This window comes from Nocardiopsis sp. MT53 (assembly GCF_019598965.1).
GTDB lineage: Bacteria > Actinomycetota > Actinomycetes > Streptosporangiales > Streptosporangiaceae > Nocardiopsis > Nocardiopsis changdeensis.
Map to the genome: position 1 here is coordinate 6,055,543 of NZ_CP080599.1, position 15,987 is coordinate 6,071,529.

A 15,987-nucleotide genomic window follows, 5' to 3' on the forward strand; every position below is an offset into this window, starting at 1 on the left:
CAGTTGGTGGGTGCCAATGCCCTCGTCCGGGCGCAATCCGGGCGGGGGCGCTTTGCGTTAGGCCGCGGGGGCCTTACGGTCGCCGGCGTGGAACATCCGGCGGAGCTCACGGATCACGTGCGGGGGCATCGGCCCGGCACGCAGCGAGTTGAGGCGGGCGAAGAACGTGTCCTCGCGGTTCCAGCCCGGGTTCACGGGGGGCGACGCCAGCCACTCGTGGAGCTCCGCTTCGGGGAACCCGGTGGCGGCAGCGAGGTCGGCTATGAGGCGGTGGGCTTCTTCTTCGGGGGTCATGCCGCGTCCTCCTCGTCTTTGGCAGGAACAGGGCTTGCCATCTGTCCGATGGGTCCGCGAGAGATGGACTGGACTCGGACTCCGAGGGCGGCAGCAATTCGCTCCAGGACTTCCCAGCTGCACCCCTTAGGGTCAGCAGGCCTAGTCACGGAGTCGTAGAGCTCCAGGTTCCGAAGTGACTGCTCGTGGATGCCGACCTGATCGGCCAGCTCAGAGCAGCTCATCCCTCTGATGCGGCGGATGTCTCTGATCGCAGGTCCGTTGTGTCCTGCCTGCTGTACGACTGGCATGACAGACACACTAGGACTCAGAGTCCTAGATTGCAAGACCTAACTAGGACTCACTTGGACCAAAAGTCTCCCTAGGGCAAAGGTTTCGGACTCACGTGGCGCTAAGGGGAGGCTTCTCTATCCCTTTGGATACGGGAGTCCTAGACTCCTTGCGCGAGTCCTAATGAGTCCGCATACTCAGCGAGTCTCTTAAGCCCCTAAGGAGTGGAACCATGACCGAAAGTGACGAAACTCGGCGCGAGGTGGGCACTATGCTTACGGAGCGTCGCGTTGGGCTAAACCCTGAGTGGAAGAACTTGGCCGCGTTCGGACGAGCCACGGGAGTCAACTACAAGACCCTGCAACGCATCGAAGGCGGAAAGCCGCACAAGTTCAGCCCAGGAACACTTCTTGAGCTGGACAGGGCGTACCAGTTTTCTCCAGGAACCATCGAAGCCCTACTTGAAGGCCGATCCGCTCCGCCGACACCTCCCCTGATGGTCCCTCGCGGCACCCGGCCACCCATAGAGACCGCCCACGATCCGGACGTGCGCCTACGGGACGTGCACCCCCTCCAGGAGGGCGAGCTGTTGGAGGGCTGGAGGCACGAGGACGGTCGGTGGCACTGGCTGTTCGTGACAGTAGTCAACGGGCGCCCTGAAACCCTGCGCATCTCTGCCGGGGCGCACGAGAAGCCCGAGGACATCGCCGCCGAGATGCGCCAGGAGATCCTGAAGCGCCGGTGAACCGAACTGGCGTTCGATGCGTCTGATGGTCATGAGACAGTAGCGGTCCAAGCCAGGGCCGCTTTTCGGCGTACCGGTATGTCAGGAAGGTCCGTTTCCGCAGGTCGGAAAGGTAAAGTCTTTACCTTTGGGACTGCGCCTCAGACTTTACTGATGTGACCGCAATCACATAGCCTCACATATCCGCCCACCCGGGCGTACCCCGAGCTTCCCCCGGGGCCTTTCGCGCACAGGAAGGCACTGGCATGACCAATGAGCCCATGATCCCCTTTCGCCTGGAGGTGGTCCCTGACCTCGCGCGGCCCGCATCCCTCCATGAAGGGCCCGACGGGCTCACCTGGAACCTCCGCGACGGAGAGTCCACCCACAACACCGCACGCTGTGGAGTCGACGAAATGAGCGATGAGGTCTTGGCTGCGGTCCTCATGAGCTTCGGCAGGGGGCACGTGAGCTGCGCCGAAGCCCGCCGCGATCCCATCGCAGCCCTCGGCCCCCTCGCCAACCACACCATCTCCTGGACCCTGATCCGAGCCACCTACCGCCCGCGCAGGGCATAGAAAAGCCCCGGCCACCCGCAGCCGGGGCTTCTTCATGCCGCACCGAAATCCACGAACTCCACCAGGATCGACTCCTCCACCGGCACCTGCCGGCGTCCCACACGCCCCACCGGCAGCACATCCAAACGCGCCACCGCCGCCCGCCACGCCTTGCGGCGCTGCTCCACACTCCACCCCGCCCACGCCGCCCGTGGATTCCGCGCCAAAGCGATCAGCATCGGGTCGACGGCCCGCGGGCGCACTCTCCCCTCCAATCGCTTCAGCTCGGCGCGGATCCCCTCCTCGTCCGCCGCAGCCAGAGCGCGCGACACCCTACGTGCCCGCACATCCTCGTACAGCTCCTCCAGCTCTTGTTTCAGCCGCTGCACCTCGGCGCGGGCGCGCGCCGCCTCCCCGTTCTCATCCGGGGGCGCCAGCAGGGCGGCCTTCACATCAGGGCGTGAAAAATGCTCCATCAGCAGTCCGGTGGCCTGCTCCTCGATCAGGTCGGCTTTGCGGGTAACGTGCCCGGACTCGTCGCCCGCGTACCGGCCGCGGCACCGGTACACCCGGCCGTGCTTCGCGGGTTCCGCATACACCCGACACCCGCACCGCACCAGCTTCGGCATTTGGTTTTCCTCTGCGCGTTCGGTTTTCGCGCCGCACGTCGCGATGCCCGACAGCTCATGGGACGCACGCCCGTCCCGAACCTGGCCGGACTTGCTCTTGAGGATCCGCTGGAGTTCATGCCAGTCGTCCTCGGACACGATCCCCTCCCACCCTCCCTCGCTGATGAGCCGCCCTTTCCATGAGCGTTTGCCCATGATGGAGGACCGCATAAGCATGCTCCGGACGGTCGCCGCCGTCCAGCCGCGCGAGGCCTTTCCGTTGGGCATCTGCTCGCCGGCGACGCGCCCGATGCTGTTCGGGACCTTGCGGGCGTTCAGGTTCCGGGCGATGGTCTCCAGGCCGTCCCCTGCTAGGAGCCGGTCGGCCATCTCCGCGACGACCTCCGCTTCGTCGGCCTTGGGACGGCGCTCCAGGAAAGCGCCCGTCGATGAGTCGTAGACGTGCTCGAACCCGTAGCCCGGTTTGCCGGTCGCCCCGCCGGCCTCGGCGCGCGCGGCCACGTCCCGCAGGATGCGCTGCCGGGTGTCCCCCACCTCCGCGACGGCCTTGGCGAGCATGATGTCCAGGAAGAACATGTCCTGCGGCGACTGGGGGTCGTACACCTTCCCGCCCACCCACAGGAACATGCCGAGATCCTGGAGCAGCCTGACGGTCTCAGACCAGGTGCCGCGCTCACGGGCCAAACGGCTGATCTCCCACCCCCACAGGCGGTCGCCTGGCTGCGCATCGGCCTTGAGGTCGTCCATGAGCCGGTCCCAGTCGGCGCGGGCCCGTTTGGCGTACTGGGATGCGGAGATGTCGTCGTCCCGGTACTCCCCGGCGACGGGGACGCCCTCGCGTTCGCACTCGCGGCGCCCGATCGTGAGCTGCTGGTCGCAAGAGGAGCCATCGCGAAGGTCTTTGCTGACGCGGGCGTAGAGCCAGGCGCGGCCGGACATCAAGTCCAGGGTCCTTGAAGAGGAGGTCGGGGGTTCTTTCGGCATGCCACTTATCGTAACCGCAAAAGTGCGGTACTATCTATTCATCCAGGACGGGATCAAGTTCCCCGACTTCGTGCACGCGGTCAAACCCGAGCCGCACAACGAGATCCCGCAGGCGCAGTCGGCGCACGACACCCTGTGGGACTTCGTCGGCCTCCAGCCGGAGACCACCCACATGATCATGTGGCTGATGTCGGACCGGGCGCTGCCGCGCAGCTACCGGACCATGCAGGGGTTCGGGGTGCACACCTTCCGGTTCGTCGACCGCGCGGGTCGGGGCACGTTCGTCAAGTTCCACTGGAAGCCGCTGCTGGGCACCCACTCCCTGGTGTGGGACGAGGCGCAGCGCATCCAGGGCAAGGACCCCGACTTCAACCGCCGCGACCTGTGGGAGTCCATCGAGCGCGGGCAGTTCCCCGAGTGGGAGCTGGGCGTGCAGCTGGTCCCGGAGGAGGACGAGCACGCGTTCGACTTCGACCTGCTGGACGCCACCAAGATCATCCCGGAGGAGCAGGTGCCGGTCCGGCCGGTCGGGAGGCTCATCCTGGACCGCAACCCCGACAACTTCTTCGCCGAGACCGAGCAGGTCGCCTTCCACACCGCCAACGTGGTGCCGGGGATCGACTTCACCAACGACCCGCTGCTCCAGGCCCGCAACTTCTCCTACCTGGACACCCAGCTGCTGCGGCTGGGCGGCTCCAACTTCCAGCAGATCCCGGTCAACCGGCCGCTGGCACCCGTCGACCACAACCAGCGGGACGGGTTGGCCCAGCACCGGGTGCACCGGGGCCGGACCTCCTACTTCCCCAACTCGCTGGGCGGCGGCTGCCCCGCCCTGGCCGACGAGGGCGTCTACCGGCACTACACGGAGAAGGTCGAGGGGCACAAGATCCGCGAGCGGGCGGAGAGCTTCAAGGACCACTACTCCCAGGCCACCCTGTTCTACAACAGCCTGGCGTCCTGGGAGCGCGAGCACCTCGTCGCGGCGTTCCGCTTCGAGCTGGGCAAGTGCGAGGAGCCGGAGGTGCGCCGGCGGGTGGTCGCCAACCTCACCAACGTCGACCACGACCTGGCGGTGGCCGTGGCCCGGGGGGTGGGCGTGGAGGCGCCCGCGCAGGGGGCCTCGCCCAACCACGGGCGGTCCTCGCCCGCGCTCAGCCAGGCCGAGACGGCCTTCGGGTCGGTGGTGGGCCGCAAGGTCGCGATCCTGGTCGCCGACGGCGTGGACGCGGCGAGCGTGGAGGGGCTGCGCGAACCGCTGACGGCCGAGGGCGCCGTCGTGGAGCTGCTCGCCGTCACCGACGGGACGGTGCGCACCTCCGACGGGGGGACCCTGGCCGTGGACCGGGCGCTGCCCACGATGTCCTCGGTGCTCTACGACGCGGTGGCGGTGCCCGACGGCGCCGACGCCGTCACGGCCCTGTCCGGGGACGGCATGGCCCGCCACTTCGTGCTGGAGGCCTACAAGCACCACAAGCCGCTGGCCCTGGTGGGCGCGGGCGCGGAGCTGGGGATCGCCCCGCCGCTGCCCCAGCACGCGGTCACCCCGGCGCAGCGGACCCGGGAGGAGCTGGGCGTGGTGGTGGCCCCGGAGGCCGACGGCACCTGCGCCGCCGAGTTCTCCCGGCTCATCGGGCTGCACCGCGTCTGGGACCGGCCCACCGACGCCGTCCCGGCCTGACCCCGCGCCCCGACCCGCCACAAGGGGCCGCGCCACCCACCGGCACGGCCCCTTCCGTGTTCCCCGTGTTCCCCGGCCCTCGTGCCCCCCAGACTCCCCGTGCCCCCGGGGCCCTGTGCCCTCGTGTCCCCCAGGTTCCCCACAACCTCCGCGTCCCCCGCTACCTCTGCGGCCCCAGATTCCCAACGTCCCCCGCGACCTCCGTGGCCCCCACGACCCTCCATGGCCCCATGTCCCCCGTGAACCCCAGGAGCGTCTGTGCCCCCGTGGCACCTAGGTTCCTCGCGACCCCTCTGGCCTCCGTGTCCCCCGCGACCTCCGTGGCCCCACGACCTTCCACGTCCCCAGGTCCCCCGGCCCCCGTGGCCCCTCTCGCCTCCATGTCCCCCGCAACCTCCGTGGCCACAGGTTTCCCGTGTTCCGCGGGGCGTCTGTGCCCCGTGGCACACGGCCTCCGCCCACTTCCCGCGGCCGGGTACCGCCAGGCCCGCCAGGTGCGCGAGGTGGAGGCGGCACCCGGCGGCCCCGCCCGGCTGCCGCGGTCCGGCGCCCTCCGCCGGTCCTGCGGTCCCGGCCCGGGGCGAGGCTCACGGGTTCGACGCGACCGCCCTCCCCGAGCGGTTCCGCAGCTCCACGAAGTGGTCGATGGTGCGCCGCATCCCCTCGCGCACCCGCGTCCTGGGCTCCCACCCCAGGAGCTCCCGGGCGAGCCGGATGTCGGGCCGGCGGAACCGCGGGTCGTCCTCGGGGCGTTCGACGAACACGACCCCCGACCGCGTCCCGGTCAGGGAGGCCACCAGCCCCACGAGCGAGATCACGCTCAGCTCCTCGTCGCTGCCGATGTTGACCGGCCCGCGCACCCCGCGGCGGGCGCCCAGCGCCATGAGCCCGCGGACGGTGTCGTCCACGTAGCACAGCGACCGCGTCTGCTGACCGTCCCCGGCGACGGTCAGCGGCCTGCCCTCCAGCGCCTGGTTGACGAAGGTGGGCACCAGCCGCCCGTCGTCGGCCCTCATCCGCGGGCCGTAGCTGTTGAAGATGCGCGCGATCCCCACGTCGGCCCCCCGGGCCCGGCCGTGGGCCATGACCAGCGACTCCGCGTACCTCTTGGCCTCGTCGTACACGCTGCGGGGCCCGACCGGGTTCACGTTGCCCCAGTACGTCTCCCGCTGCGGGTACTCCAGCGGGTCGCCGTACACCTCGCTGGTGGAGGCCAGGACGAACCGGGCCCCGCCCTCCTCCGCCAGCGCCAGGGCGTTGCGGGTGCCCAGGCTGCCCGCCTCCAGCGTCTCCACCGGCAGGCGCAGGTAGTCGGGCGGCGAGGCCGCCGATGCCAGGTGGAACACGGTGTCCACCGGCCCCTCGGCCTCGACCGGCCGGACGAGGTCGGCCTCCCTCAGCCGGAAGCGGGGGTGCCCGAACAGGTGCTCCACGTTGCCCGGGCGCCCGGTCGCGAAGTTGTCCAGGCACACCACCTCCGCCCCCTGTTCCAGCAGCCGTTCGCACAGGTGCCCGCCGAGGAACCCCGCCCCGCCGGTCACCACCGTCCTCCCCCAGTGCGTCACCGTCTCCACGTGCGTCTCCCTCCTCGTGCCGTCGGGCCTGGGACGTCCGGTCAGGGCCAGGAGACCTCCTGCGCGGGGCACACGACCATCTCGCGCACCTCGCACCCGGCCGGGCGGGTGAGGGCGAACAGGACCGGCCTCGGCGACGTGCTCGGGGTCGTTGAGGGCGGCGTCGGGCCCGGGCCGGTACTGCTCGGGCCTGCCGTCGAAGAAGGCGGTGGCCATGCCCCCGGGGATCAGCAGGGTGACCCCCACCTGCCCGGCGGACTCCGCCGCCAGCGCGCGGGTGAACCCCACCACCCCGAACTTGGACGCGCAGTAGGCGGTGGCGTCCCCCACCGCGCGCACCCCCAGGGTCGAGGCGCAGTTGACCACCCTGCCCCCGGAGTCGCGCAGGTGGGGCAGGGCGGCCCGGGTGACGGCGGCGGTCCCGAGCAGGTTGACCGCCAGGACCTTCTCCCAGTCGGCCGCGGGCACGTCGGTCAGCGAACCGCAGGCGTCGATGCCCGCGGCGTTGACGACCGCGTCGATGCGGCCGTGCCGCTCGACCACCCGCCGGACCGCCAGCTCCACCTCTTCGCGCTCGGCCACGTCGACCTGCTCGAACGGCACGTCCCCGCCGGGATGGCGGCGGTCGAGCACGATCGGTTTGCCGCCCGCGTCCTGTACGGCGCGGACCGTCGCCGCGCCCAGCCCGGACGCGCCTCCGGTGATGACGGTGTTCCCCAGGGAGACCATGTCCCCCTCCTCTCCCTGTCCTCCGCACCCGGTCCGGGCGCGGTTCACGACACGGCCTCCCGGCCGCGTATGCGCGTGATGATCCCTGTGGTGGACCGCCCCGGGATGAGCGGGACCGTGACCACGTCCCCGCCCCAGGAGCGCACCACCGGCGTCTCCGGCATCCGGGACGCCTCGTAGTCGCCGCCCTTGACCCACACGTCGGGCCGCAGGCGCGCCAGCTCCCGCACCGGGGTGGGGTCGTCGAAGATCCGCACCCCGTCGACGCAGTCCAGCGCCGCCAGCAGCCGGGCCCGGTCCGCCTCCCCCACCACGGGGCGGCCCTCCCCCCTTGAGGGCCCGCACGGAGGCGTCGCTGTTGAGCAGGACCACGAGCCGGTCCCCCAGGCGGCGGGCGTACCGGAGCAGCTCCACGTGCCCGGCGTGCAGGATGTCGAAGCAGCCCCCGGTCGCCACCAGTCGCTCCCCGCCGCGGTGGGAGAGGGCTCCGGCCGCCCCCGTGAGCGCGCCGAGTGCCTCGGGGCCGTGCTCCCCCTGCGGGGCGAACGCCCCGGCCCCGCCGGCGGCGACGAACTCCGACGCCGCGGCCACCCCCACCCGGACGGCGGCGGCCTCGCCCCGCCCGTCGGCCAGGGCCGCCGCGCAGGCCGCCGCGAAGGCGTCGCCCGCGCCGCAGGGGTCGGACCCCCCTGCCGCGGGGACGGCGCGCACCCGCTCGCCCTCCCCCCGCGGATCGGCCCGGACCGCGCCGTCCTCCCCCAGGGTGACGGCCACACAGCGGGCCCGCCAGGTGCGGGCCAGGTGGGCGGCCCGCTCCAGGGCCGCGCCGGGGTCGCCGTCCTCCACACCGGCCTCGGCGGCGTTGGGTGTCACCACCCGTGCCTCCGGCACGGGCGGCGCCCCCTTGGGGTGGGGGTCCCACACCAGCGGGACCCGCTCCGCGCACGCGGCCAGCAGGTCGCGCACCTCCGGGCGCGACGTCAGCCCCCGGCTGTAGTCCGAGACCAGCACGGCGTCGGCGCCCGCCAGCGCACCCGCGACGGCGTCCCGGTCCACCGCCCCGTCGATCCGGCCGCCCCCGCCGTCCACCCGGGCGACGGTGCGGCCGTCCGCCATGATCCTCGTCTTGGTGGGGGTGCCGGCGGCCATGGGCAGGACCACCAGGCGCACCCGCGCCCCCAGCACCCCGGCCAGGGTCTCGGCGGCGGCGTCCCGGCCGAGCCCCGTGACCAGGGTGACGGCCCGCCCGTCGCGGGCCGCGCGGTGGGCGGCCAGGGCCGCGCCCCCGGGCCGGTGGCGCGCGGCCGCGTCCTCCACGACCGGCGCCGGCGCGTCGGGGCAGTCCCGGTGGGAGGTCCCCCGCAGGTCGACGTCGAGCAGGGCGTCCCCCAGCACCGCGATCGTTCCCGCTGCGGAGTTCACGCCGTCCCCCTCTCCCGTGCGGCCGCCGCCTCCCGCGGCGGGGGCACCGACGCCGCACGCTCCCTCAGCCCCCGCTCCACCCCCGAACAGAACACGTGCACCAGGGCCAGGTGCACCTCCTGCACCGTGGACGTGTCGGGTGCGGGCACCGCCACGGTCTCGTCGCTGAGCGATTCCAGCACCGTGGGGCCGGGCCCGGTCAGCGACCAGCACAGCACCCCCAGCTCCCGGGCCGCCTCCGCGGCGGCCAGCACGTTGGCGCTGCTCCCGCTGGTGGACATGCACACCAGCAGGTCCCCGCTGCGGGCGTGGGCGCGCAGCTGGCGCTCGTACACCCGCCGGTAGCCGTAGTCGTTGGCGATGGCGGTCACGCTGGAGGTCTCCGCGTGCAGGGCGATCGCCGACAGCGGCTCCCGCTCCCCCTCGAAGCGCCCGGTCAGCTCCGCCGTCAGGTGCTGGGCCTCGGCGGCGCTGCCCCCGTTGCCGCAGCCGAACAGGCGGTGCCCCGCACCGAGCCTGCCGGCCGCCAGGACGCCCCACTCCTCCACGCGCCCGGCGTCGGTCAGCTCCAGCGCCGCCGCCAGGGACCGCAGGTGGCCGTGCATCACTCCCCCTCCCCCCGCCGGACGGCGGCGATCGGCTCGGGCCGCCCCCTCCCGGGGAGCGGGACCGCGCGCGGGCCCAGCAGGCCGCGGTAGCACTCCTCGCTGCCCCGGGCCACCTCGGCCCACGAGTACAGGGACCGGGCGCGCTCGGCGGCGGCCGCCCCGAACTCCGCGCGGGTCTGCGGGTCCGAGGCGAGCCAGGCGATCGCGTCGGCCGCCGTGCGCGGGTCGCGCTCGGGCGTCAGCAGGCCGGTCTCCCCGTGGACCACGGTGTCGAGGTGGCCGCCGACCCGGGAGGCGACCACCGGGACGCCGCAGGCCATGGCCTCGACCGTGGACATCCCGAACGGCTCGTACCAGGGCAGGTTCACGGCGATGTCGCACGAGCGCAGCAGCGCCGGCACCTCCGACCGGTCCACCGCCCCCAGGAAGCGCACCCGGTCGGCGACCCCCTCCCGGGCGGCGATCCCGCGCAGCCGCCCCACCTCCGGGTCCCGGTCCAGACGCCCCGGCGCGGGCCCGCCCGCCACCAGCAGCTCGGCGCCGGGGACCCCCGCCAGGGCGCGGATCACCGTGTCCACCCCCTTGCGGGGCACCAGGCGGCCCAGGCTGAGCAGGCGCACGCGCTCGCCCCGCGGGCGCGGGGCGGCCGGGCCCGCGGGGGCGAACCTGTGCGTGTCCACCCCGCACGGCACCACGGCGACCCGCCCCGGGGCGATCCCCCAGGACAGGAGTTCGCGCCTCTCCTCCGCCGAGGTCGCGACGACCAGCTCGCTGCGGGCGGCCACCGCCCGCTCGACCGGGATCCTCTCCCGCGGGCTGGTGTCGGCCGCGCCCTGGTGGCGCGCCTTGACCACCCCCAGGGCGTGGAAGGTCTCCACCACCGGCAGGCCGAGCCGCCCGGCCGCCTCCAGCGAGGCCTGCCCGCTCATCCAGAAGTGGGCGTGGACCACGTCGGGGCGGTCCGCACGCCAGGAGGCGCGCAGCCGCCGCGCGAACTCGCCCATGTAGGGGAGGAGCTCGTCCTTGGGAACCGGCTGCTCGGGCCCCGCCCGCACGTGCTCGACCCGCAGGCCCGGCCCCACGGACACCGTGTCGGGTCTGTGGACGTCGGTGCGGCGCGTGTGGACGACCACCTCGTGCCCGCCTTCGGCCAGTGCCATGGCAAGTTCGGCCACATGGACGTTCTGCCCTCCCGCGTCCTCACCCCCGATTGCGTCCAGAGGGCTGGCGTGCTCGGAGACCATGGCGATCCTCATCCCGTCACCTCCTCGATCAACCGGTCCCACTCGTCCAGGAACCTGGTGAGTCCGTAGCGGCGCAGCGCGGCCCGCCGGGCCTGCGCGCCGACCCGTTCGGCCAGCCCGGGGTCCTCGACGAAGGACCGGGCCGCCTCCGCCAGGAAACGGGGGTCGGTGGAGACCGCCCCCGCCCCGGCCGGCACCGCCTCGTAGGCCTCGGTGGCGCCGAGCGCGACCACCGGCAGGCCGAGCATCATGGCCTCGATGAGGGACAGCCCCAGCGAGGTCCACCTCGACGTGTGGACGTAGACGCTGGTCCGGGACAGCTCGTCGTGCATCAGCGCCTGGGGCAGGTCCTCGCGGACGCGGATGCGCCCCTGCGGGGTCCCCAGGTGCTCGGGGACGCCCTCCACCCCCATCCCGAACAGGTCCAGGGGGACCTCCTCGGCCAGTCCGGCGAGGAGGTCGGTGCCCGTGAACCGCCAGCGGCGCAGCGGCTCGTTGACGACCACCCCCGCGCGCGGCTCCCGGGCGACCCGCCGGTGGCCGGGGTCGGGGACCCCGTGCTCCACCACGCGCACCGGCGCCCGCCCGCAGTCCCACATCAGGGCGTTGAACCCGGTGACGTGCACGACCGGGATGTCGTCGCGGTCGGCGAGGGGGTGCCGGGTCAGCGGCACGTCCCCGCGCGGCGTGTTGTGCTCCACGTACACCGCGGGCACGTCCCGCCCCGGGACACGGCCCAGCAGCCGCTCGGCGAGCCCGGCCTCGTGGGGGCGCTGGAGCACCACCAGGTCCGGCTCGCTCGCGCCCACCTCCTCCCAGGGCACCTCGCGGGCCCGGTCGGGCCAGTCCCAGGTGCGCGCACGCCCCCGGCCGTCGGGGCCCCGGTCGGGCGTCACCGGCAGCAGGAAGGTGTGCGCCCCCTGCACGAAGGCGGTGGTCCACGACCCGTGGACGTGCCAGAGCAGGATGCGGCGCCCGCGCACCGGCGCGCGCTCCCCCGCCGGGGAGGTCCGCTCCTCCCCATCGGTCACGGTCATCGGTCCTCCCGTATCTCGTCGACGGCGGCCAGAACGCTCTCGGGGGAGACACCGGACAGGCAGGGGTGGCCCGGCACCGGGCACACCCGCGCCCGGCTGCCCGCGCACCGGGCGCCCTGGTCCCCCAGGACCCGGACCCGGGAACCGCGCGGCGCCCACACGGCCGCGGGGACCACCGGCGAGAACAGGGACACCACGGGGGTGCGCACCGCCGCGGCCAGGTGGGCCGGCCCCGTGTTCCCGCACACCGCGGCCGCCGCCCGGGACAGCACCCCGGCCAGTTCCGGCAGGCGGGTGCGCCCGGCCAGGACCACCACGCCCGGGTCCCCGTGCGCCCGGGGCACCCGGTCGGCCTCCTCGGCCGAACCGGTCAGGACGACGCGGCCGCCGCGGGCGCGCAGCGCCGCCACGATCTCCCCCGCCTTGGACACGGGGATCGCCCGGGCGGGGGCGTCGGAGCCGGTGTGCACCACCGTGTACCCGTCCGGCCCGGTGAGCCCCCGGGTGTCGGGCAGGGGCCCGCGCACCGCGGGCAGCCCGTCGTCGCCCGGCGCCGGCTCCATCCCGCAGGCCCGGACCAGGGAGAGCATCCGCTCCGTCTCGGGCAGCCCCTCCTCCACCCGGTGGCGGACGTCGAGCAGGCTCCCGGGGTAGTCCTCGCTGATGGCCCCGTTCCACGGCACCCCGGCCATGCGCAGCACCAGCGCCAGGGGCAGCGGCGACTGGTGGAAGGAGGTGGGCAGGACCGCGCGGTCGATGCCCAGGCCGGCGAGCAGGCGCACCAGGCGCCGCACCCGCACCGGGTCCACCGGCGGCGGGTCGGCGGCGATCCACGGCACCGTGCAGGTGATCACCCGGTCCACGCCGGGCAGCATCCGGGCCGCCCCGGCCCCGCGCGGCCCGGCCAGGTAGACGACCCGGTCCGCGTGCCGGGCCACGGCCCGCACCGCCGGACCGGACAGCAGGACGTCGCCCATCCCGTCCGGGCGGGCCACCAGCACCGTTCCCGCCCTCACGGCGCGCTTCCGCCGAGCAGCCGCACCACGGCGCCGAACGGGTCGGCCGCCGACTCGGGGGCCGCACGGCACTCCTCCCCGCGCGTGGCCGCGGTGGGCACCAGGATCCCGCGCGCCCCGGCGGCCCGGGCCGCCTCCACGTCGGAGCCGATGTCGCCGATCACGGCGCACTCGTACGGGCGCACGCCCAACCGCTCCGCCGCCTCGCGCACCAGCCCCGGCTCCGGTTTGCGGCAGGCGCAGCCGTCGCCCTCCCCGTGGGGGCACACGCACCAGGCGTCGAAGCGGCCCAGGAGGCGCTCCACCCGCTCGTTGACCGCACCGACCTCCCGCTCGGTCAGCAGCCCCCGGGCGATCCCCGACTGGTTGCTGACCACCGCGACCGACAGGCCGCAGCGGACCGCCAGCTCCACCGCCCGGGCGGCGCCCGGACGCGGGCGCACCCGGTCGGGGTCCCCGTTGTAGGGGACGTCCTCGATGAGGGTGCCGTCCCGGTCGAACAGGACCGCGCGCACCGCCGGGCGCCGGGACGCGCCCGCGTGGACCACCACCCCCCGCAGCCGGTGCAGGCACGCCAGGGGCGGAACGGCCGCGCTGGTCACCGCCATGTCGGCGACCTCGGCGGGGGTCCGCGGCCCCGGGCGCACCCGCTCCAGGGCGAACCGTGCGGTGCGCCCCGCCCACCACAGCGCCAGCGCCCCGGCGGGGAGCCGGCGCCCGGCCAGGGCGGCCCCGACCGCCGCGGCCAGGACGGCCGTCGTCACCACGTGCCGCCGCAGCGCCCCGCGGCCCTCGCCGACCCGCCGCCGCCAGCCCCGCCCGTGCAGGCGGTCCATGAGCACGTCGTCGGCGTTGCCGCGCTGGGCGCCCAGGCTCCGCAGCCGGCCGCCCCCGCGCAGGGGGTGGACGCACATCCGGCCGCCCCACTCCAGGCGAAAGCCCGCGTCCACCACGCGCAGGGCCAGGTCGGTGTCCTCCCGGTAGGCCCGGCGGAACCGGACGTCGAAGCCGCCCACCCGCTCCAGGGCGGACCTGCGGTAGGCCATGTCCGCCGTGATCCACCGCGCCGTCGCCAGCGCCAGCGTGGCCCGCTCGGCGTCGGTGGGCGCCCGGCCCTCGGGCGGCGGGACGACGATCCGCCCCTGGACGCCGCCCACCTCCTCCGGGCGCCCGTCCAGGTCCTCGCACAGGCGCTCGGCCCAGTCGTCGGGCGGGGCGACGTCGTCGTCCAGGAACACGATCCACGGTGCCCGGCAGGAGTGCCACCCGGCCTGGCGGGCGGCCGCGGGACCGCGGCCGCCGCTGCCGAGCACGCGCAGCCGCGGGTGGTCGGGCACCTCCAGCGGAGCGCCCCGCCCGGGCGGCCGGTCGTCGACCACCACGATCTCCCGCGGAGCCGCCCCCTCGGGCGCCTCCACCAGCGGCCGCAACGCCCGCGCCAGGCTCTCGCGCCCCACCGTGGGCACGACCACCGCGTACTCCACGCGCGCGCTCACGCCGCCGCGCTCCGGCGGCGGCGCACGAGGAACGGGCCGATGGCCAGCACGTCCACCGGCGCGGACCCGAAGCACTCCAGCGCGTCCCGGGGCGAGTCCACCATCGGCCGCCCGGCGGTGTTGAGGCTGGTGTTGACCAGGACCGGCAGGCCCGTCCGGCGCTCGAACTCCGACAGCAGGCGGGCGGTGAGCGGCTCGTCCGTCGCCGAGACCGTCTGCACCCGGGCCGTGCCGTCCACGTGGACGACCGCCGGGATGCGCTCGCGCCACTCCTGCGCCACCTGGTGCACGAAGAGCATGTACGGGCTGGGCAGGGGGCCGCCGAAGAAGATCTCCGGGGCCCGCTCCTGCGCCACCATCGGGGCCACCGGCCGGAACCGCTCCCGCCCCTTGACCCGGTTCAGGCGCTCCAGGTTCGCCGGGTCGGCGGGGTGCGCCAGCAGGGAGCGGTGCCCCAGCGCCCGCGGACCGTACTCCGAACGGCCCTGGAACCACGCCACCAGGGCGTTGTCCGCCAGCGCGGCGGCGACCGCCGCGGGCAGGTCCGCGGGGCGCTCCACCTCGACCTCGGCGTCGCGCAGCAGGGCGGCCAGCTCGTCCTCGTCCCAGGAGCGCCCCAGGTCCGCGCCGGGCATCGGCTGCGGGTCGTCGCCGGCCTTGGCCGCCACGTACAGCGCCCCTCCCAGGGCGGTCCCCGCGTCCCCCGCGGCGGGCTGGACCCACACGTCGTCGAAGGGGCCCTCGCGGAAGACCCGGCTGTTGGCGACGCAGTTGAGCGCGACACCGCCCGCCATGGTCAGCCGCCGCAGGCCCGTTCGCTCGTACGCCCAGCCCACGACGCCCAGGAGCGCCTCCTCCACGGCCTCCTGGACGCTCGCGGCCAGGTCGGCGTGCTCGGGCCCGGGCTCGGTGCCGGGGCTGCGGGCGGGGGCCAGGGACTCCCAGGGCACGTCGCGGGCGCGCACCCGCCCCTCCCCCTCGTACCGCAGGTGCTCGCGGACCGCGTCGAGCATCGTCGGCCTCCCGTAGGAGGCCAGGGCCATCACCTTGTACTCGTCACTGGAGCGGTGGAAGCCCAGGTGCTCGGTCAGCTCCTCGTAGACCAGCCCCAGCGAGTCGGGCAGCGGCTGGCGGACCAGCACCTCCAACTCCCCGCCGGTGTAGGAGCCGACCAGGTGGGACCCGGACTCGCCCCGGCCGTCGGCGACCAGGACCACGCAGTCGCGGCGGCCCTCGAACGGGGGCGCCGCGAAGACCGCCGACGCGGCGTGGGCCACGTGGTGGGCCACGTGGACGACCCGCCTGCGGTCCAGCCCGGGCAGCGCCGACTCCAGGAAGTGCGGCGCCCGCTCGACGTAGAACAGGCGCAGGTGCTCCCAGCGGGCGTCCTGCCCCGGCCCGTCGGGGTCGGCCAGGTCCGGGTGGTAGGAGTAGGTGACCGCGTCCAGATCCCGCGGCGACAGCCCGCCCTCCTCCAGGCACCAGCGCATCGCCTCCACCGGCAGCTCCCAGGTGGAGAAGGGCACCGGCTCCTTCCCGTGCTTGCGGCGCGAGAAGCGCTCCTCCTCGGCCGCGGCCACCGTGCGGCCGTCCACGACCAGCGCTGCGGCCGGGTCATGGAAGACCGCGTTCACACCCAGGACACGCATTGCGGTCCAGCCCCCTTCTCCACGGACCGGCGAGCCGATGCTCGACGCAAGCACTCGACTACCTGCGGGAACGGTC

Annotated in this window: 13 protein-coding genes and 2 pseudogenes; 3 read left to right on the forward strand and 12 right to left on the reverse strand. The window is 74.3% G+C overall.

Annotation, left to right across the window (positions count from 1 at the left end; all coding sequences use genetic code 11):
* Positions 1-57 precede the first annotated feature (57 nt).
* The gene (locus tag K1J57_RS27170) at positions 58-294 is read right to left on the reverse strand and encodes a hypothetical protein (RefSeq protein ID WP_220561560.1); all 237 of its coding nucleotides are present in this window, start codon (positions 292-294) and stop codon (positions 58-60) included.
* Positions 291-584, reverse strand: coding sequence for a helix-turn-helix domain-containing protein (locus tag K1J57_RS27175; protein WP_220561561.1), 294 nt, complete (start codon positions 582-584; stop codon positions 291-293). Before K1J57_RS27175 ends, K1J57_RS27170 begins: the two co-directional genes overlap by 4 nt.
* 527 nt (positions 585-1,111) lie before the next feature.
* Between K1J57_RS27175 and K1J57_RS27180 the strand changes: the two genes are divergently transcribed.
* Together K1J57_RS27180 and K1J57_RS27185 are read left to right on the forward strand one after the other, a co-directional pair.
* Positions 1,112-1,309, forward strand: a complete 198-nt coding sequence (locus K1J57_RS27180) for a hypothetical protein (protein ID WP_220561562.1) — start codon at positions 1,112-1,114, stop codon at positions 1,307-1,309.
* 395 nt (positions 1,310-1,704) lie between these two features.
* Positions 1,705-1,866, forward strand: a complete 162-nt coding sequence (locus tag K1J57_RS27185; protein WP_220561563.1) for a hypothetical protein — start codon at positions 1,705-1,707, stop codon at positions 1,864-1,866.
* 32 nt (positions 1,867-1,898) lie between these two features.
* Here the strand turns inward: K1J57_RS27185 and K1J57_RS27190 are convergent, their stop codons facing one another.
* Positions 1,899-3,458 carry a recombinase family protein gene (locus K1J57_RS27190; protein WP_220561564.1) on the reverse strand — a complete coding sequence of 520 codons (1,560 nt, stop codon included), beginning with the start codon at positions 3,456-3,458 and terminating at the stop codon, positions 1,899-1,901.
* Positions 3,459-3,480: 22 nt separating this feature from the next.
* Here K1J57_RS27190 and K1J57_RS27195 point away from each other — a divergent pair, with 22 nt between their 5' ends.
* Complete coding sequence (locus tag K1J57_RS27195; protein ID WP_255646633.1) at positions 3,481-5,136, forward strand: catalase; 1,656 nt, start codon at positions 3,481-3,483, stop codon at positions 5,134-5,136.
* Positions 5,137-5,723: 587 nt separating this feature from the next.
* On the opposite strand, the gene K1J57_RS27200 is transcribed toward K1J57_RS27195, so the two are convergent.
* The 9 genes and pseudogenes from K1J57_RS27200 to K1J57_RS27240 all read right to left on the reverse strand — a co-directional run bounded on the left by K1J57_RS27200 (position 5,724) and on the right by K1J57_RS27240 (position 15,911).
* Positions 5,724-6,701 carry an NAD-dependent epimerase/dehydratase family protein gene (locus K1J57_RS27200; RefSeq protein WP_220565819.1) on the reverse strand — a complete coding sequence of 326 codons (978 nt, stop codon included), beginning with the start codon at positions 6,699-6,701 and terminating at the stop codon, positions 5,724-5,726.
* Positions 6,702-6,751: 50 nt separating this feature from the next.
* Positions 6,752-7,439 (reverse strand): annotated as a pseudogene (locus K1J57_RS27205) (SDR family oxidoreductase).
* Positions 7,440-7,817: 378 nt separating this feature from the next.
* A pseudogene (locus tag K1J57_RS27210) lies at positions 7,818-8,861 on the reverse strand (PfkB family carbohydrate kinase); the annotation flags it as partial.
* Positions 8,858-9,466: an SIS domain-containing protein gene (locus K1J57_RS27215; RefSeq protein WP_220561565.1), complete on the reverse strand. Its 609-nt coding sequence runs from the start codon at positions 9,464-9,466 to the stop codon at positions 8,858-8,860. The pseudogene K1J57_RS27210 and the gene K1J57_RS27215, both read right to left, overlap by 4 nt.
* Positions 9,466-10,725, reverse strand: coding sequence for a glycosyltransferase (locus tag K1J57_RS27220; protein ID WP_220561566.1), 1,260 nt, complete (start codon positions 10,723-10,725; stop codon positions 9,466-9,468). The genes K1J57_RS27215 and K1J57_RS27220 overlap by 1 nt, the downstream gene beginning before the upstream one ends.
* Entirely contained in the window at positions 10,722-11,750 is a 1,029-nt protein-coding gene (locus K1J57_RS27225) for a glycosyltransferase (RefSeq protein ID WP_220561567.1), read from the reverse strand. The genes K1J57_RS27220 and K1J57_RS27225 overlap by 4 nt, the downstream gene beginning before the upstream one ends.
* Complete coding sequence (locus K1J57_RS27230) at positions 11,747-12,766, reverse strand: glycosyltransferase family 9 protein (RefSeq protein ID WP_220561568.1); 1,020 nt, start codon at positions 12,764-12,766, stop codon at positions 11,747-11,749. The genes K1J57_RS27225 and K1J57_RS27230 overlap by 4 nt, the downstream gene beginning before the upstream one ends.
* On the reverse strand, positions 12,763-14,262 hold the full coding sequence (locus K1J57_RS27235; RefSeq protein ID WP_255646634.1) for an HAD-IIIA family hydrolase: 1,500 nt from the start codon (positions 14,260-14,262) through the stop codon (positions 12,763-12,765). Before K1J57_RS27235 ends, K1J57_RS27230 begins: the two co-directional genes overlap by 4 nt.
* The gene (locus tag K1J57_RS27240) at positions 14,259-15,911 is read right to left on the reverse strand and encodes a carbamoyltransferase C-terminal domain-containing protein (protein ID WP_220561569.1); all 1,653 of its coding nucleotides are present in this window, start codon (positions 15,909-15,911) and stop codon (positions 14,259-14,261) included. Before K1J57_RS27240 ends, K1J57_RS27235 begins: the two co-directional genes overlap by 4 nt.
* Between the last annotated feature and the right edge of the window lie 76 nt (positions 15,912-15,987).